Origin of the sequence: Cohnella suwonensis, from assembly GCF_042655365.1 — a bacterium.
GTDB lineage: Bacteria > Bacillota > Bacilli > Paenibacillales > Paenibacillaceae > Cohnella > Cohnella suwonensis.
The window spans coordinates 55191-77653 of sequence record NZ_JBHSMH010000016.1; the positions used below are offsets into that span (position 1 = coordinate 55191).

Annotated in this window: 14 protein-coding genes; 1 reads left to right on the forward strand and 13 read right to left on the reverse strand. The window is 54.2% G+C overall.

Features of this window, described 5'->3' with window-relative positions; all coding sequences use genetic code 11:
* Positions 1–30: 30 nt before the first annotated feature.
* The gene (locus ACFPPD_RS07575) at positions 31–1329 is read right to left on the reverse strand and encodes an ABC transporter substrate-binding protein (protein WP_209749544.1); all 1299 of its coding nucleotides are present in this window, start codon (positions 1327–1329) and stop codon (positions 31–33) included.
* Between the two features lie 279 nt (positions 1330–1608).
* Here ACFPPD_RS07575 and ACFPPD_RS07580 point away from each other — a divergent pair, with 279 nt between their 5' ends.
* The gene (locus ACFPPD_RS07580) at positions 1609–8619 is read left to right on the forward strand and encodes a CBM35 domain-containing protein (RefSeq protein ID WP_209749545.1); all 7011 of its coding nucleotides are present in this window, start codon (positions 1609–1611) and stop codon (positions 8617–8619) included.
* Between the two features lie 58 nt (positions 8620–8677).
* On the opposite strand, the gene ACFPPD_RS07585 is transcribed toward ACFPPD_RS07580, so the two are convergent.
* The 12 genes from ACFPPD_RS07585 to yabN form a co-directional block, all read right to left on the reverse strand.
* A complete protein-coding gene (locus ACFPPD_RS07585) occupies positions 8678–10219 on the reverse strand; it encodes a response regulator transcription factor (RefSeq protein ID WP_209749546.1) in 1542 nt (513 codons plus the stop codon).
* Positions 10216–11985 (reverse strand): cache domain-containing sensor histidine kinase, encoded by a 1770-nt coding sequence (locus tag ACFPPD_RS07590; protein ID WP_209749547.1) that lies wholly within the window; start codon positions 11983–11985, stop codon positions 10216–10218. Before ACFPPD_RS07590 ends, ACFPPD_RS07585 begins: the two co-directional genes overlap by 4 nt.
* Before the next feature lie 232 nt (positions 11986–12217).
* Positions 12218–12670: a S1 domain-containing RNA-binding protein gene (locus ACFPPD_RS07595; protein WP_209749548.1), complete on the reverse strand. Its 453-nt coding sequence runs from the start codon at positions 12668–12670 to the stop codon at positions 12218–12220.
* A 136-nt stretch (positions 12671–12806) separates the two neighbouring features.
* Positions 12807–13115, reverse strand: a complete 309-nt coding sequence (locus tag ACFPPD_RS07600) for an FtsB family cell division protein (RefSeq protein WP_209749549.1) — start codon at positions 13113–13115, stop codon at positions 12807–12809.
* Between the two features lie 193 nt (positions 13116–13308).
* Entirely contained in the window at positions 13309–13902 is a 594-nt protein-coding gene (yabQ, locus tag ACFPPD_RS07605) for a spore cortex biosynthesis protein YabQ (protein ID WP_209749550.1), read from the reverse strand.
* A complete protein-coding gene (yabP, locus tag ACFPPD_RS07610; protein ID WP_209749551.1) occupies positions 13899–14180 on the reverse strand; it encodes a sporulation protein YabP in 282 nt (93 codons plus the stop codon). The genes yabQ and yabP overlap by 4 nt, the downstream gene beginning before the upstream one ends.
* A 142-nt stretch (positions 14181–14322) precedes the next feature.
* Positions 14323–15405, reverse strand: a complete 1083-nt coding sequence (locus ACFPPD_RS07615; protein ID WP_209749552.1) for a lactonase family protein — start codon at positions 15403–15405, stop codon at positions 14323–14325.
* Between the two features lie 126 nt (positions 15406–15531).
* Complete coding sequence (locus ACFPPD_RS07620; RefSeq protein WP_209749553.1) at positions 15532–16782, reverse strand: outer membrane protein assembly factor BamB family protein; 1251 nt, start codon at positions 16780–16782, stop codon at positions 15532–15534.
* A 150-nt stretch (positions 16783–16932) separates the two neighbouring features.
* Positions 16933–19641 (reverse strand): S-layer homology domain-containing protein, encoded by a 2709-nt coding sequence (locus ACFPPD_RS07625; protein WP_209749554.1) that lies wholly within the window; start codon positions 19639–19641, stop codon positions 16933–16935.
* 204 nt (positions 19642–19845) lie between these two features.
* Positions 19846–20127 carry an RNA-binding S4 domain-containing protein gene (locus ACFPPD_RS07630; RefSeq protein WP_209749555.1) on the reverse strand — a complete coding sequence of 94 codons (282 nt, stop codon included), beginning with the start codon at positions 20125–20127 and terminating at the stop codon, positions 19846–19848.
* A gap of 3 nt (positions 20128–20130) precedes the next feature.
* Positions 20131–20403 (reverse strand): HU family DNA-binding protein, encoded by a 273-nt coding sequence (locus ACFPPD_RS07635; protein ID WP_209749556.1) that lies wholly within the window; start codon positions 20401–20403, stop codon positions 20131–20133.
* A 190-nt stretch (positions 20404–20593) separates the two neighbouring features.
* Positions 20594–22087 carry a bifunctional methyltransferase/pyrophosphohydrolase YabN gene (gene yabN, locus ACFPPD_RS07640; RefSeq protein WP_209749557.1) on the reverse strand — a complete coding sequence of 498 codons (1494 nt, stop codon included), beginning with the start codon at positions 22085–22087 and terminating at the stop codon, positions 20594–20596.
* Between the last annotated feature and the right edge of the window lie 376 nt (positions 22088–22463).

The following is a 22463-nucleotide window of genomic DNA, read 5'->3' on the forward strand; positions in this document are numbered from 1 at the left end:
AATTTTGAATTTGCATGATAATGTGCCGGTTTATTTGCCCATGATGGCGTCTATTTTCTCTTGCGCTTTCTTTGCCGCTTCTTCAGGCGTGGATTTCAAAGTGAGCGATTCGGCCAAAGCCTCCGAGATCGCGTTCGAAATTTCCGGCCATTTCGGGTGCGGGCCGCGCGGCTGGGCGTAGTTCATGTTTTCCGCGAATACTTTGAGCTGCGCGTTGTCCGTCCAATACGGATCTGCTGCTACGTCCTTGCGGGCCGGGAAGTAGCCGAAGCTTTGGGAGAACGGCTTGATGACGTCCGGAGAAGTCGCGTATTTGATGAACGCAACGGCTTCGTCCACGTTTTTGCCGTTGACGACCCCGAGGTTTTCCCCGCCGAGGACGGAAGCGAATTGCTTGTCCTTCGGTACGAAGGCAAGCCCGAATTTCAAATCCGGAACGGTCGAAGCGAGCTCCGGGAGCTGCCACGGTCCGTTGATCATCATGGCCAGCTTGCCTGCGGCGAATTGCTTCATGACGTCGGATTGCGTCCAGTTGATGACCTCTTTGCTCATCGAACCGTCCTTGATCAGATCAGCCAGAACTCCGAATGCTTTGGTGCCTTCCGCGCTGCCCGCGGAATCGAAATTGGCTCCGGTCGACAAAAGCCAAGGGAGAAATTGGAATGTGCCTTCTTCATTGGCCGGCGCACTGATGCCAAGTCCGGTTACGCCGTCTTTCGTTAGTTTCTTGGCCGCAACCTTCAGCTCATCCCAGGTTTGCGGAGGCGTGACGCCTGCGTCCGCCAGCATTTTCTCGTTGTAGAACAGCGCCAGGTTGTTGCTGCCGAGCGGGACGCCGTACTGCTTGCCTTCGTAAGAGGCGGATTTCCACGGTCCCGGGAAAAACTGGTCCTTGTCCGGCCAATCCGCGATTTTGTCCGTAATATCCGCGAACAACCCCATTGCGGCGTAGGCGGCATGATCCGGATTGTCGATAATGACGAGATCCGGCAGCTCGGATGCCGCGAGTCCGACGGACAAACGTTTCTTGAAGTCGGCGAACGGAACGTACACCGGTTCGATTTCGACGTTCGGATTTTGTTTCGCGAAGCCGTCCGTCAGCGTTTTGATTTTATCGAAGCGGTCTTTGCCTTCGAAGTAAAACCACAACGTCAGCTTTTTCTGCTCGACCGGTTTGGCCGATTCCGATGCGGACGGCGATGCGGAAGATTCCGCCGCTTGGGAAGAAGATTCCGATGCATTCTCATTCTTATTGCTGGAACCGCACCCGGCTAGTGCAAATACAAGAAACAACATCACTGCCAAAAACCACAATCCGGACTTCTTCATTGTTGCGCCCCCTTGAGCTTGGTTGTTGTTGCTTTTTTATTGTAGTTGCCATGAAAGCGCTTTGAAAATTTGAAATATCTAAAAAAGGTGGAGATTGTTAAGATCCGCGGCTTGCGCTTAGAATAGTCCAACATTCTTAGGATATTAGAATTTTGAAACGCTTTCATAAACTTTAGAATAATAATTGCTCCATCATTCGGCTAGCAAAGGAGGCTTTTAGAGTATTGCCCGGTTCCAAGAACAAGATCGTCAACCATCTTTTTGAAAGGGGTTACACAAATGATAGTAAAGAAGATCAGGCTATTCCTATCCGCATCGTTGACCGGCATGATGCTGTTTAACTTGATTCCGGCGCCGCTGGCTCTTGCCAGTACGACGATGCCGGCCAATGCAGCCGTGTATGAAGCGGAAAACGCAGCCTTATCCGGCACGTCCAAAGCGGCAACGGACCATACCGGCTATACGGGAACCGGCTTTGTAGCCGGATTCGACTTCAGCAGCACGGCCAAAACGACATTTACGGTAACGGTAGGCACTTCGGGAGATTTTTTCATCGATCTAAGGTACAGCGCGGGAAAAGTGAACGGATGGCCGGACAACCGAACAGTTGGGCTTCTAGTCAATGGCGTAAGTCAGGGCAGCATTACGCTGACCGGTACGGACTCGACCTGGAACACCTGGGCGGATGACGTCAGGACCGTTACGCTTAATGCAGGCTCCAACACGATCGCGTATACCGCTTTGACCGCCAGTGACAACAGCGATTCGATCAATCTCGATAAGCTGACGCTTTGGAAGGATGTCGCCAATCCTGTCGTTTATTCTTTACGGTTTGGCCAAAGCTCTTACACGGTTACGGAGTCCGGTAGCGCTCAAATGGCCGTTTCCGAAGTCTACACCGATGAAACCGTTGTCGATGTGACCGCGAGCTCGACATTCGGTTCTTCAGACCCGTCCAAAGCGACCGTAAGCGCATCCGGATTAGTGGCCGGCGTCAGTCCCGGTTCGGCAACGATTACGGCCCAAAAAAACGGGAATACGGCAACGGCCGGAGTAACGATTCAAGCGAATCCTACTGCAACGGTCGATTTTGCGAAACCGATGAGACAAGTGGATAAGAGCATGTTCGGATACATTCTGACTCCCAATTACGACGTTCCCGACAGCAGGATGACGCTGCTCGGACCGTTGATGAACAGGGAGACCATTCCCGCCCAAAATTTTCAAGCCGTCGGAGACGGGAACAACGCCCAATACCAGGTTGAGGAAAGCGTGCTGGCCAGAAGCCTGGAAGCCTATAAACGGGCAACTGACAACGGCATGAAATGGTATTTCCTCATCGGGCTGCACCCTTCCTGGACAGCGCCGAACAATAATCCCTGGGGCGGCGATCCTACGAATGCGGCGTGGTTCAAGCAGTATACCAAGGACGTCATTCAATACTACAAAGACAACGGTGCCCAAATTGACCTTGCCGATTTAACCAATGAGAACTGGACAGGCAACACGGCCACCTATAAAAACGTTTGGAGCGCGCTGCGGGAAGTATACCCCGACGCCATACCTGCGATAGGGCCCGGAGGAGTAAGCTTCGGCCAGTATCAGAGCGCAAAATTTTGGCTTCCTTTCGCGAGTCAAAATAACATTTCCATTGAAGGTCCCTCATGGCATGATTTTTGGGAATCGCAATCGTATGCGACCTTGGACAAGTTAAAAGGCTGGAACGACACCGTGAAGTCCTGGCAAAATCAATATCCGGAGACGAACGGCAAGCTCCGCATCTGGGAAGAAAACAATTCGTCTACCACGGATCCGGCCAACTGGACGAGGGACATGGCGAATGTGATCAACTCGGGCATTACCCATAATGTGAAAGGCGTTATGCAAAACTTTAATTGGAACGGCATGAGCGATCTGCTGCAAACGAACAAAACCCAGCAAAATCCGGGCATCAGAACCTCGATGTGGTGGGTGCAATATATGTTCTCCCAGTTGTCGGGCGAGATTGTAAGCGCTTCGACCGATGACTCCTCTACCGCTTTCACGGCTGTTGCCAGCAAGGACCGCACGGAATCGAAAATCATATTCGTCAACAACGGTGCGGCCGGAACCCGAAACATCAGCCTGAAAAACCAACCTTACAGCGGGCAGAACGTTCGGGTGGATTTGTACAAAATAACGTCCTCCGAAAATGACGGGCTTGCATACCAATCCAGCCTAACGCCGGCTTCGACCGACAGTATCCAAATTTCGCTTCCGAATATCGGAGCCAACGAATCGTGGCTGCTTGTGCTCAAGAAGACGGCTGCCGGAGCGCCGAGCTTCTTCCATCAAGTTGCGCCCGATGACGGCGAGGTCGCCGCATCAACGCCTACCCTGACATGGACGGCAGCCAAAGACGCGTCAACCTACACGCTTAAGGTATCCGTCAACAAGGACTTGTCCAATCCGGTCATCAATCAATCGGGCATTACGGGTACAAGCTACACGGTAGGATCGGCGCTGACCAACGGCCAAAAATACTACTGGAGCGTAACGGCCGTAAACGCCAACGGTAGCACCCCTGTTTCCAATAACGCCGTCTATTCGTTCCTCGTCGGCGCCAATACGGGCGTGCCTGCGCAGTTCGGACCTTACCTGCCGTCGACCAATTTCACGAATGAATCTGCAACGCCTACGTTCATGTGGTCGAAGGCCTACAATGCGACTTCCTACCGGTTGGTCGTTTCGGCGAACAGCGATCTGTCCAATCCGGTCATCAATCAATCGGGCATCGCCAGCCTGGTCGATACGCCGCAATTCGGAACCCAAACGGCGGGCACTTACCAGCCGGCTGTCCCGCTTGCGAATGACACGAAATATTATTGGATGGTCTATGCGGTCAATGCCAACGGCGAAAGACCGATGAACGGCCCTGTCCAATATTTCACGACCAAGCCGGCGGGCGCATCGCCGACAAGCTTCAGCCTCTCCGCGCCTGCTAACGGTGCCGCGTCCGTGTCCACAAGGGCGGTGCTGTCGTGGCAGCAGCCCAAGAACGCGTTCTTCTACAAGCTGGAGGTTTCGCCTAACGCCGACATGACTTCTCCAGTCATTGTCAGAGATCGGATGATCTACAACAAATACACGGTTGAGCCTAACTTGCTGAATCCAAGCACAACCTATTACTGGAGAGTAACGGCGTTTACGAAGGATCTGGCTAACTGGGCGGCTGCTTCAAACGGGATTTTCTCTTTTACGACGGAGGCTGCTCCGAGCTCGCCCCTTCTGTATGCGGAAAAAGCGGACAGCGGGAAAGTCAAGCTGTGGTTCCAGCCGTCCAATGGGGCAACATCTTATAAAATCAAGTACGGCAAAGCTCCGGGAGCCTACACCAACACCATAACCGGGGTAACGGGAAGTCCTTACGAAGTGACCGGACTTACGAACGGCACGAATTACTACTTTGCCGTTGTTGCCGTCAATGCGAGCGGAGACAGCTCGATATGGAATGAAAGAACGTCAATGCCGAGTTACAGAGGCCAGGATGATTCCGTATTTGAGGCGGAGTATGAAACGCTGAACGGCACAAGGACAGCGACCGACCATACCCAATATACGGGAACCGGATTCGTGGCGGGCTATGACCTTTCCGGCACAAGATCGACCGTCTTTAAAGTAACGGTGGCTGCCGCAGGGCAGTATAATATCGTCGCCAGATATTCCGCCGGACCTGTAGGAACAGCGTCGGTGAACCGGACAATCGGTTTGTACGTGAACGGGACCAAGGTGAAGGATATCACGTTAAACGGTACGGGCGACTGGGAAACGTGGGCGGAAGCGCTGGAAAGTCTTAGCCTTCAGGCCGGCACGAATACGATTGAATACAAAGGCGAACTGGCCAGCCAGAACGACTGCATCAATCTCGATAACGTATCCATATCCGCTCAACCGACCGAAAGCGTCGTATTGGCCAATGCGGCTGTCTATCAGGCGGAAAATGCCGCCCTTTCCGGTACATCCAAAGTTGCAACGGATCATACCGATTATACGGGAACCGGATTTGTAGGCGGATATGACTTTAGCGGCACAGCCGCCACTACGTTTACGGTCAACACTCACTCTGCCGGAGATTTTCAGATCGCTCTCCGGTACAGCGCCGGTAAAGTGAGCGGCTGGCCGGATAACCGGACGGTTGGTCTCGTGGTCAATAACGTCAGCCAGGGCAGCATCACCCTCCCGGGAACGGATTCGACCTGGAACACCTGGGCGGATGATATAAGGACCGTTAGTCTTAAAGAAGGAACGAACACGATCGCCTTTACAGCGGTAACTGCTAATGATAATAGCGACGCGATCAATCTGGACAAGCTGTCGCTTTGGAAAAATGTGGACAACCCGCAGTTTCATTCGATTGAATTTACGAGCAGTGCCTATACGGTTAATGAGTCAGCGGACGTTCAAACCTTCGTGCAAGCCGTGAACACGGATGAAACCGTGCAAGATGTAACTTCCGCTTCACAGTTCAGCTCATCCAATCCTGACATTGCAACGGTAGACGCGTCAGGGAAAATTCACGGCGTAAGCGGAGGTACGGCAACCGTTACAGCCCAATACAATGGGGCATCCGCAACGGCGAATGTAACCGTAAGCCCGAGGCCCGAATTAGTTGTCGATCTGGCGACTGTAACCAAGGAAACGGCGGACCATGCCGGGTCCGGCGCTTTGTACGCGCTTCGGAACGATGGAACGCCGAGAGATCAGGCGGTTATTCCGCTAAGACCGAAGATGATCGCCCAGCCGCCGGCCAATCCGGGCATGATTCCGAACAAGCCTTACGAAGTAGGGCCGGTGGGCGACGCGATTAAGGTGGCCCCAGCGGCCAAAAGAGTAGGAATCGAACAGATCCAGATTTACATGTCCGACACGTATCCGGATTTCCCGCAGAAATGGGTCAGCTGGGATGATTACTACAGCAGGCTTGATGCGGAAGTTGACGCTGTTCTGAATTCGTCCTATCCGCAAGGCTACTTTGTATATATTCCTTGGAACGAGCCGGATTGGACCTGGAACAACCCCATCCATTCCGGTGATTCGTTTAATGTCGCTTTCAAAAAAATGGTGGACCGGATCAAAGCAAAAGATACGGTCAACCTGATTGAAGGGCCCAATATTGCCGTCTATTCGCACGATTTCATGTTGAGTTTCCTCACGTACTGCAAGGAGAACAATTGTTTGCCGGATATCATCAGCTTCCATTCGCTAGAGACGGCAACCATCTCTAAATTTGAATCCGAAGTGGATGATGCGCGGGCCATCATGAAGAGCCTTGGCATATCCGACAGACCGATTTCCATCAACGAGTATGTACAAGCAAGCGATTTGGGCAAGCCTGGGATCACGATTCAGTATTTGGCCAAGTTCGAGCGCAAGCTGGTGGACAGCGCCGCCATGCCGTTCTGGTTCAAAAGCGGATCGTTCGGCGACACGCTGACAGGCGAGATCAACATCCCCAACGGGAACTGGTGGCTGTTCAAATTTTATGGAGATATGGCAGGAAAGATGGTGAAGACGACGCCTCCAAGCGGATCGGCCTTGGACGGAATGGCTTCAAGAGACGACAACAGCCAGCAAGTCAAGGTCGTATTTGGCGGGGCAAGCGGGAACTACAACATCGTATTGGATAACGTCGACGCAACGCCATATTTAACCGGAAGCGCTCATGTCGTCATTAATAAAACAAAAAACACCGGAAGCGTTCACACCAAACTGACGGAGCCCATCTATGTGTCTGAAGGGGAGTATGAATTAACCACCGGAAAACTTACGATCCCTATGCTTAACATTTCAAGCGAAGAGGCTTACCAGTTCATTATTACTCCGTCTGCACCGGATGCGGCTCATACAGCCGGCAGGTATCAGGCGGAATATGCCCAGCTTGATGGCGCGGCCAAAGTCTTGAGGGATCAAGCGGGTTATGACGGCACGGGTTATGTGGCTGGTTATGAGGGCGCAGGCAGCGCCAATACAAGATTTGTCGTAGGCATGGAGCAAGACGGGCTTTACAGCGCGAAGCTTAAATACAGCGCGGGACCGGTCGAAGGCTCGGCTGCGTACAGAACGCTGGGGCTTTATGTCAACAATAAAAAGGTAAGGGATATTGCATTGCCCGGAACGGCCGATTGGAATACTTGGGCGACCGTTTCGAACGACGTGTTCCTTCAGGAAGGCGTAAACATCATTGAATACAAGCCGGAAGCTTCCGGAAAGATCAGCGATGTGGAGCTGGACTACTTGGACATCGCGCCCGCCGCGGCAAGCGTATTCCAAGCGGAAACCGCCGTCTTGTCCGGAACGGCCGTTACGGCAAACGACCATTCCGGTTATACGGGGACAGGATTTGTCTCAGGCTACAACTCCAGCGATAATGCCCAAACGGAATTCACGGTTCATGCGGACTCCGCAGGCGACTACAATCTGGCGCTCCGATATTCGGCAGGAGAACAGTACTTGTTGGGCTGGCCTGTTGACAGAACAATCGGTTTATATGTCAATGGCGTCAAGGTTAAAGATATTACCCTTAAGGGAACCGTTGACTGGGCGGAATGGGATACCGATATTCAGACGGTTGCTCTTGCGGCAGGCGACAATAACGTAGCCTACAAAGCGTTGACTCCCGCTGCCGACAATAGCGACTCCGTCAATCTTGACAAACTGACGGTCTGGCAGAATGACCAAACGGCACCGACAGCCACCGTAAGCTATAGCCAAACGACGCCGACCAACCAGGATGTGGTTGCTGTGATCACGCCAAGCGAAAGCGTGACAATCGTTAATAATGGCGGCTTACCGAGCCATACGTTCAGCAGCAACGGCTCATTTACGTTTGAATTTGTCGACGCGGCGGGCAACCTGGGTACAGTGGACGCGACCGTCGGCAATATCGACAAGACTGCTCCATTGCTGACGATTGAATTAGATAAAACGTCTCTTTGGCCGGCAAATCATCATATGGTGACCGTTCAAGCAGCGCTAACTTCGAGTGATGACGCATCGGGCTTGGAATCCGTAGTGTTAACCTCGATTACCAGCAATGAACCGGATAGCGGCCAAGGCGATATTGAGGCGAATATCGGTTCAAAGGACACTTCATTTGCATTGCGTGCCGAAAGATCGGGCGATGGTACGGGACGTATCTATACCCTAACCTACACGGCAACCGACAAAGCGGGCAACACAACGGTTGCATCGGCAACCGTCACAGTGCCTCACGATCAATCCGGGAAGAACAATCAGACAGGAAATCATTAAACAAATAAAAGCGGTTTTTGCTCCCTTTAGAGCAAAAACCGCTTTTTTCGCACTTCTGTCAGATTTGGTTCAACCTCTGATATTCGCCTGGCGAAAGCCCTGTCGCTTCTTTGAATACCCTGGAAAAATACTTGGCGTCCGGGTAGCCTACCCTTTCCGCGATCTCGAACGTCTTCAGCTCCGAACGGAGGAGCAGCTCCTTCGCTTTTTTGATCCGAATCTCTTTGATGAAGGAGGAATAGGTCTTCTTCGCTTCTTTGGTGAACAAGGAGCTCAAATATTCCGGCGTTATCCGCAGCTTGGAGGCAATCTCCTCCAACGTGATTCCGTCTTGATAATGTTCCTTTATCATCTTGATGGCCTTTTGAAGCGTCGGGCTGCAAGGCAAGTCGGCTAACGAATTTCCGATATCGGAGACGATTCCCTCCGCGACCGCCTTCATGGCAAGAGTAAGCTCCGCTTTCGTCTGAGCCTCCATGAGCGCGTTCAGCCACTCCTTCTGACGGTCATAGGAAAGAGCGTCGCCGCGAACTTCTCCTAGGACGCGAAGCACCGAAGATACGAACTGGACGGAAGCTTCGATTACATGCTCGGGATCGTAAGCACCCGCCAAACACTCCTCAAGCCACAAGTCGAAAATGCGCCGCACCTCTTCCGCGTCCCATTCGGAAACGGCCGCTGCCGCCTTGTTTTCCAGAGCGGCGGGATAAGGCAGCACCTTGGTCTGCCGCCCCCGGACAACAAGCTCGTGCAGGTCTTGATCATCATTCAGAACGATCGACCATTTCCGGTACTCTTTCAGTCGGACAAGCCCATCCTTCAACTCGCTTAAATCCTGGATCGTTCCCCGGCACAATACCGGCTTTCGCTCCCATGACCGAAACGCCGTCCTTACAACCGTTCGCAGCATGAGACCGAATTCCGATTCCGGTAAACCGCACTGAACGACGGCCGTTACGGAACCGTCCGAAGGTAAATCGAACAGCGCATGGCGTCCAAAAGGTTCCAGCAGCAGGGAAATCTCCGCTCTGGCCGGCTGCCGCCATTGTTCGAAATCATGACCGATATAAAGCGAGAGAAGCTGAAGAGGGCTTTTCGGCTCAAATCCAATCGTCTCTTCCACCATAGACGTCACCGACGCCTCCGATCCGCCCTGCAAGGCCAACCGGGCGAGCAGCTGCTCGGCATGAGCGGCGGGATCGCCTTTCGGGTACCCGATCAGCTTATCGAGAGCCAACTCGTTATCGATTTTCGCCAAGGTCGCGCGGAGGTCATCCGCCGTAATCGGTTTTTCCAAATACTCGGCAACGCCCAACCGGAGAGCTTTTCTGGCATATTCAAACTCGGAGAAGCCGGTCAGAATCACCGTTTTGTGGCGAAATCCGTTTACCTTCAGACGCTCCAGCATTTCGATTCCGGTTAGCTGCGGCATCTTGATGTCGGCGATGACTAAATCCGGCAAGGTCCGCTTGATGACCTCCAGCCCGTCGGCGCCGTTGTCCGCTTCGCCTACGACCTCGTAACGGCCGTCGATTTTGCGGAGCAGGCGGACAAGTCCCTCCCGCGTATTGTCCTCGTCTTCCACGACCACGATTCTCATCCGGCTTCCTCTCCTTCCCTGACGATGGGCAAGATCAATTCGACGCGTGTTCCTTGTCCGATCTCGCTGCTTATGTTGCAGGAAGCTTGGCCGCCGTAGTACATGCGAAGCCGGTCCATCACGTTATGAATGCCCAGTCCGCTTCCTTTCCCAACAGAATGCCGGGCTTTGCCCGACATCAAATCTTTCAGCTTATCTTCGTCCATCCCCGCTCCATTGTCCCCGATCCGGATGGAGAACGTGCGCTCGTCCACGACTTCGACGGCGATTCGAAGCAAGCCCCCCCGCTTCCTCCCCTCGAACCCGTGAATGATGGAGTTCTCGATGAATGGCTGAAGCAGCAGCTTGTTTATTCTGAAACCCAGCGCCTTATCGTCATGCTCGACCATGCATTGGAACGAGGACCGGAACCGGTGCTGCTGCAGGAACACGTATTGGTTCATCCACTCCAACTCTTCCCTGACGGTCACCCACTTGTTGCTGTCCTTGATGCTGTAACGGAGAATTTGGGCAAGCCCTTTCAGCATTTGGCTGATTTGGTGTTCTTCCTTCTCGATCGCCATCCAGTTGATCGAATCCAAGGTATTGTATAGAAAATGGGGATTGATTTGGGCTTCAAGCGCCCGGATCTCCGCTTCCTTCTGCTTTTCCACGGCATGTTTCGTTTCCGACATCAGCTCGTTAACGGTATTCATCATTTTGTTGAAGCTGAAGGCGATAGCGGACATTTCATCGCGGTTCCCGTTCTCGACCTGTACATTCAGCACGCCTTGCTGGGCGACCTTCATCGCTCTTACGACTTTCCGGATGGAACGGGTCAAGCTCCCGGATAAATAGTAAATCAGAATACCCGAAACGAGGAGCGCGGCAATTCCGGAATAGACGCTTAGACGCTGCATCGAATACATTTCGCGGAACAGCTCGTTCTGATCGATCAAATTGTAAATATTCAGCCTGCTCTTTTTGTTGAGATACGCGTTGCTAATGGTTGAGCTTTCTATGACATCGGCAATGTTTTTCCCGATATCCTGTTTATCCGGCGAAGAAACGATTCGGTCGCCGCTGTCGGTCAGGAAATTCCGGTTGTCTATCGAATGCTTGGAAGGGGACTCGGCATCGGTCAAATTGATGGCTTGGGCCAATACGGATTCATAGACCGTAATAACGGCAACTCCAATCCCCTGAAGGCTTGGCCGGTTCAGATCGCTCAGCTTCCGCGCAAGGTGAAAGCCGTACTGCTCCTTGTTGTTGATTGTATCGATTTGAGCCGGCGGAGTAACGACATTGCCCGATGGCAACGCGAGAGCCTCTTGATACAACGGCAGTCTTGTCAAATCGGCTACTCCCGTCCACAAATTCTCGTATGGAGAGCCCGTCTGCTGATCGTAGCAAATCAGAGTGCCGTTGCTTGTGAAGATCGCAACGCTACGGATGCCGACTTTGGCATAGGAATAGCTCGAGAGAAGATTGATCAGCTTCCTTTTGCTCAATTCCAAATCCGATCTGGGGTTGTTGATCTCTTTCACCAAACCGATCACGTCGTCGTTCGTAAAAATTTGGAAAAGGAGGTCTTCGTACGCATGGAGAGAGGTGTCCAGATTTTTCGATGTTTGAAGCAGGTTCGCTTGGACCAGGTCGTCGATTTTCTTCTTCATCGCTTCCGACGAAATGTAATAGGAGATCATCTGAACGATTAGCACCGGCAGCAGACTAACAAGCACGAACGAAACGATCATCTTGTTCCTGAAGCTTAATTTTCGAAGCACCAACCGTTTCATCCCCCGCTCCGTCCAGATGAATAAGCGCTTTCATAAAGCATCCGAAGAAGCCCGCACGGAACACGGGCTTCTTCGCTAGACTTCAGTATAACGCTTTGTAAGCGCATTTATAACTTGAAATATTTAAGAATAGTGGACAAGATTAAGATGATCATCGAATACAAGAGTAAAGCCGGACCCTCATGGGGTCCGGCTCTTATCGCATGAATGCCTTTATATCTTACGAGCGACGTCCGCCACGTCCGCCCCGCTTGGATTCGGTGCTTTTCTTAAGATTGGAAATCCGTTCTTCGCTATCCTTCAAGAAACGGGTTAACTTGTCGTCGAACGAAGGGGATCTTCCGAAGCCGCCCGGCTTGGAAGGACGACCGCCGCGATCGCGCGGACCGCGTTGTTGCGAAGGATATTGCTGCTGTTGTTGTTGCTGTTCAGGCGGTTTGTCTACGGCTTGACGAATGGAAAGGCCGATCTTACCGTCCTTGTCCACGTTAATGACTTTGACGGTAACCATGTCATTAATCTTCAAGTGCTCGTGAACATCCTTAACGTAGCTATCCGCGATCTCGGAAATGTGCACGAGGCCAGTAACGCCGCCAGTCAAATCGACGAACGCTCCGAAATGCGTGATGCCGGTAACCTTGCCCTCCAATTTCGTACCTACTTCGATGGCCATAAAAACCGATGTTCCTCCCTGAAACTAAATGTGCCCGAACCTCATAGATCCGGCTATGCTAATTATAACCGACAATTCAAAACAAGGTCAACAGACGTTAGACTACCGCTCGCTTGCGGGACAAGCCCGGACAAGCCTATTCCGTCTGGATGATCCGCTCGCCGGGGAGCCCTAAACCGTGCTCTTTTTTGGCGATTTGCTCCATATACTCGTCATCGTTCAAGCGATTGATCTGTTGCTTCAAACCCTCGTTCTTGGCTTGAACGTCGGTAAGCTTACGGTCGACTTCGTCCAACTGACTGGAACGAGCGCCGATCTGCCCTTGTTGGATGATCAGGACGTATGCGGCCCAGCTCATGAACAGGACCATAACGAACAGGAACAGCTTCATTCTTCTGCGGGCTCCCGTCATCGCGGGCGTCGCCGTCATCGTGCGCGAGGTCAATCCGTAGCCTCCTTCTTCAAGCCTATCAGCGGTTAAACAGATAGATCGCAATTCGTATCGCGAATATTATAGCATAATCCCCGCAAGAGAAAATATCCTTCTTCGGAAGCAATTCGGCAAGAAACGTTGTCGAACCGCCTCGGATTCCGTCTGCCCGGGATACCGGCCGCCGCTCGCCAATCGAAGACGCCCTTTATTCTTTTTTCTTGAATGCGTCTCTGATCCGCTTCGCGCGATCCCGCGCCCGCCCGTACGCCCGAACGACGGGATCGAACTTGCGCCGGATCGGCAGCGTTTTCGGCCAGAGCCGGCGTCCGAGCGCCGCAACGGGCTTGAGCAGCAGACGGCTCGTCCACAGCACGAGCGCCGCCGTCACGACGAACGCGATATCGAGAATTTTGGCGAGCAGCCGGACGATCCACAGGAAAGGCTTCAGCGCCAATACCTCGAACGTTCTCCATATGAAGCGCGCAATCCCGTTCACGAAGTCGATCGATTTGCCGGCCGCCTTGATGACCCATGGGCTGAACAACCCGAAATACCCGGTCACCCCGATGCCGAGCCCGAGAAACACGTACATTCGGACGTCGCCTTCATTGCGCGCGAGCAAGACGCCGAACACGCCGAGCGTGGCCGCCGCCCAGAAAGCCACGTCGAGCGCGGGGAGCAGCCAACGCGCGACATGATACCGGTGGGAAGCGACCCGGTAGACGTCGAATGCGAGTCCCATGACCAGCCCGCACAGCATCATGGAGGCGATCGCCGCCCCTTGCGCCGCCGGGGTCACTTGAACAACTTCCCGAACAAGCCCTTCGATTTCGCCCCCGCGCTACCGTCCAAGTAGACGAGAGAATGGATCGTCCCTTCGATCGAGACGAGCCCTTGCTCCAGGCTTAAATTTTTCATGTGCAGATTTTGCCCCCGAACGGTCAGAAAACCGCATTCCGTCTCCAGCAGAAACTCTTCGTTGTCGAAGCTTTCCACGTTGCCGACCCCGGTAATGTCGAGCGACTTCCGGTTCAGCATGCGGATTTCTTGGTGCTTGGCGCCCTTCGCGTGTTCCATGGCACGTCCCTCCTTGAAAAAACTTCCCGAACGGCTTCGTGATCAAAATCGGACTTTTTGAACGACCTTTATGAGACTAGCCTATGGGCGCGAAGGATGAATTAGAACGGGAGGCTTGCCTTGCGTTGGGACGTCTTCGCGGTTATCGGACGAGCACGCATGCGGGCTTGCTGACGGCCAGCTCCGAGCCGGTAAAGATCGGCAACCCGGATTGAGGCTCGATTCGGAACAGAACGACCGAGTCCGAATGCTCGTTCGCGGCGATCAGCCATTGTCCGTCCGGCGTCAGCGCGAAGTTGCGCGGCCACTTGCCCCGGGTCGACACATGGCCCGCCGGCTCGAGGGCGCCGGACGCCGCGTCGATCCGGAAGACGGCGATGCTGTCATGGCCGCGATTGGACGCGTACAGGAAACGGCCGTCCGGGGACGCGAGAATTTCCGCGCACCAGTTCGTGCCAGCGAAGGCTGCCGGCAACGTCGAGGTCGACTCTTGGCGGACGAGATGTCCCGCGTCGTCTTTCGAGAACCGCGTCACCGTGCTGTTCAGTTCGTTGAGCACGAAGACGTGGTCGGAACCCGGATGGAAGGCGAGGTGGCGAGGACCCGCGCCCGGCTCCAAGGAAGCCGCGTCGCAGGCGGTCCATTCGCCCGCTTCAGGTCCGCGTTCGTAGACCATCACTTTGTCCATGCCCAGATCGTTCACGTATAGGCGCCGGCCGTCTTCGCCGAAGAATACCGAATGCGGATGAGGCGCTTCCTGCCGCTCCGCGTTCGGACCGGTGCCGGTGTGACGGAACCGGACCATCGGCGGTCCCGGCTTCGTATCCGGCTTGACCGGATACAGGACCACGGACGCGCCGTTATAGTTCGACACCGCCAGCCAATCCTCCGACGGCGTCAGGCTCAAGTGGCAAGGGTGGTTGCCGTGGGTCGGCGCGTACAAGCCCGGACCGAGCTTGCGCGTCTCCGGATCGACCGGGAAGGAGGCGAGTTGGCCGCCCTCCGCCGGATCCCCGTCGGCATCGATATGGGAGTCCGTCTCGCTGACCGCGTATAGACGGGTACCCGCTTTGTTCATGCGCAGGAACGACGGACTCTCGATCCCGCCGTATTCGGCCGTCTTGACGAGCTCGCCGGTATCCGGCAGCAGCTCGATCCTCGTAATGCCGACTTCGTTCTTGGCGCCATAGGCGCCGATCCATATTTCGCGTACGGGCGTAGACATCTGTGGTATAACCTCCTGAGCGTGTCGGCGATAAATTCGTTACCCCCATTGTATACGATAGCCGGCGGGTCAAGCGAACCTTTGCGGACAATCGAGGAAAGCGATCGACCAGGAACCGCCTGGCGCTTATTTCGCGATCTTGGCGATCTTGGCGATCTTCATCAAGCCGATATTGTTGAACAGCGCGTAGACGTTGCCGTTAGCGTCGACGACGGCCTTCGTCGAATCCGGACCGTATTGGTTGCGGTAGAGGAAAATAAACCTTTCGTTCCCGTTGCGGTCCAGCGAGTAGAACGTGCCTCCGCTATCCGTGAAGAAGACGTTGCCCGCCGCATCCGATACGAGCTCGTACGCGTCCGAGTAACCCGGGAACCGTATCGCGTAGCTCCATATCGCCTTGCCTCTGGCGTCGATTTTGGAAATGCCGTTTTTCTTCGAAAGCAAGAAATTGCTGATATAGAGACCGCCCAGACGATCGTTCGCGATGCCGGTGTCCTTCAGCCACAGCGGCTTGATCAACGCGCCGGACAATTTCTTTCCGGTCGCCGCGTCCCACAGCGCCCATCCGCCGGTCGGCGACGTCTGAAGCAAGTATTGGTCGTTCTGCACGAGGACGAGGTCTCCCTGAATGTCGCCGCTCCAACGCACGGCGCCTTGCTCGTCCAAGGCGAACGTCTTGGCGTCCGTCTGGACGTACGTCGTCCCTTGGCGGTCGGCAAACATCGACTGGACGTTGGCGTACGAGTACGAGTAATCCCCGAACGTCTTCGTGGTGATCTCGAGAATTTCTTTGTTCGTCCAAGCGATCTCCCCGCCCCGCAAGCCCGCGATTCCGTTATCCGTGTAGGTCACGAAGGTGCCCTTGGCGCTTCCGCTGTAATCCATCCACGCGGCGAGACTCTGGTCGTCGAAGACGTGCTCCCACAGCAGCTGCCCTTGTCCCGACAAGGCGGCCACGTAACCGGGATCGTTGACGCCGAGCAAATTCTGCGGTTGCCGGACGGCATAGACCGTTCCGTCGGCGCCGATATGCAGCAGGTAGTAGTTGAAGTCGTGATTCGGCAGCTCGTAGCGCCATGCTTCTTTGCCGGACAAGTCGAACGCGACGACCGAGTTATCGTTCGTCGCGAAGATTCTCGTTTTCTCTTTGTTCATCGCGATGTCGACCGAGTCGGGCATTTCCTTCGTCCAATCGATCTTGAATTGCTTGTAGCCGAAGAACTTGAGCTTCTCGCCGCGATCGTTCTTGTATTTCAGCTCTTGATACTCTTTCGCCGGCAGCTTCGTCGGCGGCGCGGCGGCCGACACGGCGGACATGCTCAAGGCTCCGATGACTAGCGCTATCAAGGACACTCTGAAAATGGATCGTACTTTCATCTCTCTGACGTCTCCCTTGGTATGAATAGGATAGCATTCTATTATTGAACCAAAGACTCGACAATTTGTATATGATTTCCTTCCATAAGCGACAAAAGAAAAAAGCCCGCCAACGAATCGGCGGGGAACTCTTTGTTTATAATACCGCGATTATGGAGCTGGTGTCGCAAGGACAGCTGCCGGGACATATGCGCCTCCCGCCGGACCTTCTGCCATGACCCAGTAATAATACGTTGTTCCCGGTTCGAGGTCCGGGTCGTTATCGACGAATTCCTGAACTGCCGGAGAAAGATATCTCACGATCGTTTTCGAGTTTTGCACCACATCCGTCGTCCCTCTAGAAATACGATAAGATGTCACTCCTACAGTCGTGCTATCGGTCCAACTAATCGTATTCGTCACGACGCCATCGGAAACTACCTTTGTTGCCGTAATGTTCGTCGCCTTTTTCGGCACTATCGCGTATGTGTACGGCGATACGTAAAGCTGGCCGGCGTCATTTACGTGATAAACTTTGTAATCGCCGATCGGCAGGTTTTCTAGCTGCACATCCTTATTCACTCCGGCCGATACCGCTCCCGTTTTCGCTATTCCAGAAGAAACATACTCCTGGAGATCGGAGACCGAATTCGGATATTTGTTGAACGGCACAGCATAGACGCTACCCGTAACGCTCGCTGTAACATGCAAAAATGCATCCCCGTTCTCATTTTCCATGAAGAACCCGGTTAACTCGGTCGTATTCGCCGTAATCTTGTTCTGCTCGAACTTGTTCAACGATCTCCAAACCCCGTTGGCGTAGCCGTTGATATCCTGCTGCAGCATCCTATATTCCTTTGCTACTGCTTCGCGCGCTCCCGTCAGATCCAATTCTAACAGACCTTTCGACAATGTCTTGTATTCTCCGACGTTTGCGCCTTCCACCGCGTTCTGAAGAACTTGATCCGCAATTGCTAATACCGCTTCGACGGACGAATAGTTGTTCGTGACCCGACCTTGATAGAAAGCATAGGAAGCCTGACTGAAATCAAAATACCCTTTCTGAATCTCTTCGGCGGTAGCCGTAGGATTTCTCAGTAACGCGCTCGCAGTCTGAATGGCGGCGAATAATGGCGCCTTGGAGCCTACAGCCGCTTGTCCAGGGGCTGTTCCTTCCGTAATGGAGTTGTACAACGACATGTAATATTCATATGAAGACTTGAAGTTATCCAATAGATTGTACATGTTTTTCGAGCTATCGAAGCTGAGCACGGCAACGTTCAGAAGCGTAATCGCCGTATTTACGTCCACTTGCGTTGCATCGCTTTTGTTGGCGACCGCTTGTGCGTCTTGTATGGCTTTCAGGAGCGCGGCTTTGGCGCCGAACCTATAATTCCCTTGATCGTTGCCCTCAACCGCAGCGTCGTGCTTGTTTTGCGCAGCCGCTATCGCCGCGGTCAGGTTGCTCTTGTCGACCGTCGTGCCGGAGCCCGTGCCCGGAGTACCCGAAGATGGACTTCCGGAGCCCGAATTGCTCGTAGTCGAACCACCGCTGTTCGTTGCCGGCTTGCCTCCGACTTCGGCTTGCACGTCGCTGCCGACTTCGACTGTTTTAGGGGTTTGCTCGATCGACGATCCGTTCGCCTGGATAGTCGCCTTCTCGATGACGCCTTGACCGATAACCTTAGCTACGGCGGCCAGAACGAGGTCCGCGATTATCGCGTCTTTGTTCACGTCCACGGATACGTCGCCCGCCTGCTTGTCTACGTTCAGGGTTCCGATTTGTCCCTTCGGTATTTCGATGTTGATTCTCGTCGCGAGAACGTCGACCGTCTCGAACTTGCCACTCAGAGTGACTTTCGAATCCGCCGGCAACGTCTCCGCGAGCGTTACGTTTTGGAAGCCTTTGCCCGAAGAGTCGGGATCGGTTTCCAATTTGGCGCCGGATTCGAGAATGACGTCCCTGACTTCGGAATTGCCTTCGACGACGATACGGACGGTACCGTCTTTTTTGTTGACGACGACTTTAACGACGACCGTATCTTCGAAGTGGACGCTGTTTGCGCCCCCGCCGTTAACAGCCGTCGTACCCGCAACGGATACTTTTTTCAGGAACACGTCGCCGTTGCCGACCGACTCCGCGATCGTCAAGTTGCCTTGGATGTCCATATTCCGAAGCGTGACTCCAGGCACAGTAATTTTCACGTCTTTGCTTACTTTCTCGACTCCGCTCTCGGGACCGTAAACGCCTGGTTTATCGTATACGACGAATTTCTGGGTCAACGCCCGAGTCAGGACGACAACGGCTTCGGCACGGGTGAGCCCGTCGTTCGGCCTGAAGTTGCCCGCCGCGTTGCCCTGCATCAGCTTCGCGTCGATAACCGCGCCGATCGAACCTTTTTGCTCGTCGGTCAGACTTGCTACATCTTTAAGCCCGTCCGCGGAATGAGACGGTGCAAGCGAGAGCAATTTAGACAATATAACGGCTGCTTCCAGACGCGTTACCGTCTGCGTTGACTTGAATGCTCCGTCATTCAGACCGTCCAAATATCCGGCTGCCGCTGCTTTAGATAGATCCTTATAGAACCAATCGCTCGCTTTGACGTCGCCATACTTCACCGAAGCCGTTTGGGAAAATCCGAAGGAACGATTAACGAACGCGACAAACTCCGCTCGCATTACCTTGCCGTTCGGTTTAAAAGTCCCGTCCGCGTATCCGCTGATCAATCCTTGATCCACCCAAGATTGAATCGAAGATTCCGCCCAATGCCCTTTCGTATCTTTAAGCGAAGCCCCGAAGGCGCTAACGCTGCCCGTGAAAACCATCGATACTATCAGCACGAGCGACAGCCATTGCTTTTTCATGAATCCTTTTTGCATTCAGCGTCTTCCTTTCATTGTGGTTTACTGCTACAAACGACGCAGTTCGATAGAATCAGACATGCACATGGAAAATATATCATGTTATTGGTTCCATTTCATGGAAAATTTTAGTAAGAGTCCACTTTTTAAGAAGTCTTTAGGTATGTAAAAAAAAGCCAGCCCAAGGGGCTGACCTCATCTCTCTACTATTGACGTTGACGTTCAAAAACCGAGCGGATCTTCCTCGCGCTTGCGGTACTCTTCCTTCAACACGGTGTACATCTCGGCGGCGTCTTCCTTGCGGCTGGAATCGGTCAGCCGTTCGATGCGAACGGTGAGCGTGCGCTGGCCGAACTGGACGTCGAGCTCGTCTCCGACTTTGACGGTCGCGCTCGGTTTGGCCTCCTTACCATTGAGAAGGACGCGCCCTTGTTCGGACACGTCCTTCGCAACGGTGCGCCGCTTGATCAGCCGCGACACCTTTAAGTACTTATCCAGACGCATCGATTACTTTACGGCGTCTTTCAGTTTGTTGCCCGCTTTGAAAGCAGGAACTTTGGAAGCCGGGATTTCGATCGAGCTGCCCGTTTGCGGGTTGCGGCCTACGCGGCCGGAACGGCTGCGAGTTTCGAACGTGCCGAAGCCGATCAGTTGGACTTTGTCGCCGCCGGCGAGAGCGTCGGTTACTTCGCCGAGGAAGCCGTTCAATACGGATTCTACGTCTTTCTTCGTCAGGCCGCTTTTTTCCGCGATGTTGTTGATCAGGTCTGTTTTGTTCATGGTAGGGTAATTCCTCCTATGGATTGTTCTTAGAATTCGTCCGGCGAGCCCTTGAGCCGCTTGGAACGTGGCTTGTTTACTGCACGATGGATACTATTCTGCCTGTTGTTAAAAAAATCCTGCCGAATCTTAAAAAAATTTCGCGAAATAGGTAGAAAGTACGGGGATTTCGGCGTTTTTTAGGTTATTTTTAACGGGAACCGTGCGTTTTGGCCTCCTGCCACCACGCTTCCATCTCTATCAAGTCAGTTTGCTCAAAAGATTTGCCCCTTATACGCAACTGCTCTTCGATGTACCGGAACCGTTCCGCGAACTTCCGGTTCGTGCCCGCGAGCGCCTCCTCGGGGTCTGCTTTAAGGAAACGCGAAGCGTTGACGACGGCGAACAACAGATCGCCCAGCTCGTCCTTCTGACGCTCGGGAGACTCGTTGCTCGCGGCCTCGCGAAGCTCCTGCAGCTCTTCCTCGATCTTGTCGAATACGCCGGAGAGATCCGGCCAGTCGAAGCCGACGCCGGACGCTTTTTTCTGGATTTTGTGCGCGCTAGGCAGGGCGGGAAGGTCCTTGGGCAGGTCGTCGAGTATGGAGAGACGCTCGGCTTGGCCTTTGCGTTTCTTCTCCTCCGCCTTCATCTGCTCCCAATTCGCCAGCGCTTCCTCGGCGTCCTGGGCGTTCTCGCCCCCGAACACGTGCGGATGACGGAAAATAAGCTTGTCGTTCAGCTCGGCCAGCACGTCGTACACGTCGAACGCGCCGGTCTCCTCCTCCATCTGGCTGTGCAGCAGCACCTGGAGAATGACGTCGCCGAACTCTTCCTTCATGCCGTCCGGATCGTCCAGGTCGATCGCTTCGATCGCTTCGAACGTCTCTTCGATAAAATGGCGCCGGATCGACAGATGCGTCTGTTCGCGGTCCCACGGGCAGCCGTTCGGGCTGCGCAGAATCTGCACGATCTCGTGCAGCCGTTCGAACGAGCGGCGGAGCAGGCGTTCGTCCGAGCTGGCGGGCACGTAGACGAGAGTCAAGTTGCCGTAAGCGTCCAGCCGGTCGAGCTCGTGAAGGGGGATCGTATGGATGGATTCTTGATTGCGTATGCCGAGAGCCTGCGCTACGACAACCTCGTGGTCGTCCGGATAGACGCCCATGAGCGTCAGCTTGACCTCGGACGCGGTGAAGGCGTCGTACACTTGCCCGATGACCGTATGCAGGCGCGGGCGAAGATGCTCGCGGGACAAGCCGGCCGCGTCGAGCAGCTGGAAGCCCTCGATCGGATCGAAGCCGAGGCGCGTGAACGCTTGGTCGAGGAAGCTCTCGCCGCCGAGGATCGTAAGGGCGATATTGTCGGCAGGCGCGCGCTCTCGGAGGAGCTGCACCGCGCGCTCGGCGACCATCGGATGGCCGGGGACGGCGTAGACGACCGGCGTGGACGGGTTGTTCGCGGCTACGTTCAGGAGCTCGCTCGCGATCGCTTCATAGACCGCTTCGAAGGAGTCGTTGCTCTCGTAGATGCGGTCGAACGACTCGAAAACGATGCCTCGGGTGGCAAGGTCGGCGATGGCCGGGTGATCCGCCGTGCGGGCGAAGCGCAGAGAGGAGCGCTCCAGCGTCTTCAGGATGCCGAGCGTCAATTGGTCTTCGCCGCCGGAGCCAAGGCCGACGATCGTGATGGACGGAATGCTGGACATGGGGGGGTCATTCCTTTCTAGGGTGGGGCTGGGGTAAGGTAAACCCGCTCTCGCGGGAGATCTTCCGGTTTGAATGTGCTGCTATGGCGTAATTGTGGGCTCGGAGCCCCGTACGAGCGCCAGTTAGTCGATTTTTTCGTGTAACTGCCTGCTTGGAGCCCCGTTCGAGCGCCAGATAGTCGATTTTTCGTGTAACTTCCTGCTTGGGGACCCTTTCGAGCGCCAGTTAGTCGATTTTTTCGTGTAACTGCCTGCTCGGAGGCCCTTTCGAGCTCCAGTTAGTCGATTTTTTCCATTAGCATTGCATTAAAAGAAGAGCCACATGTCAATCCCCGTACACCTTCCTTGGAAGGTGATCTGAATTTTCTGAAATTTA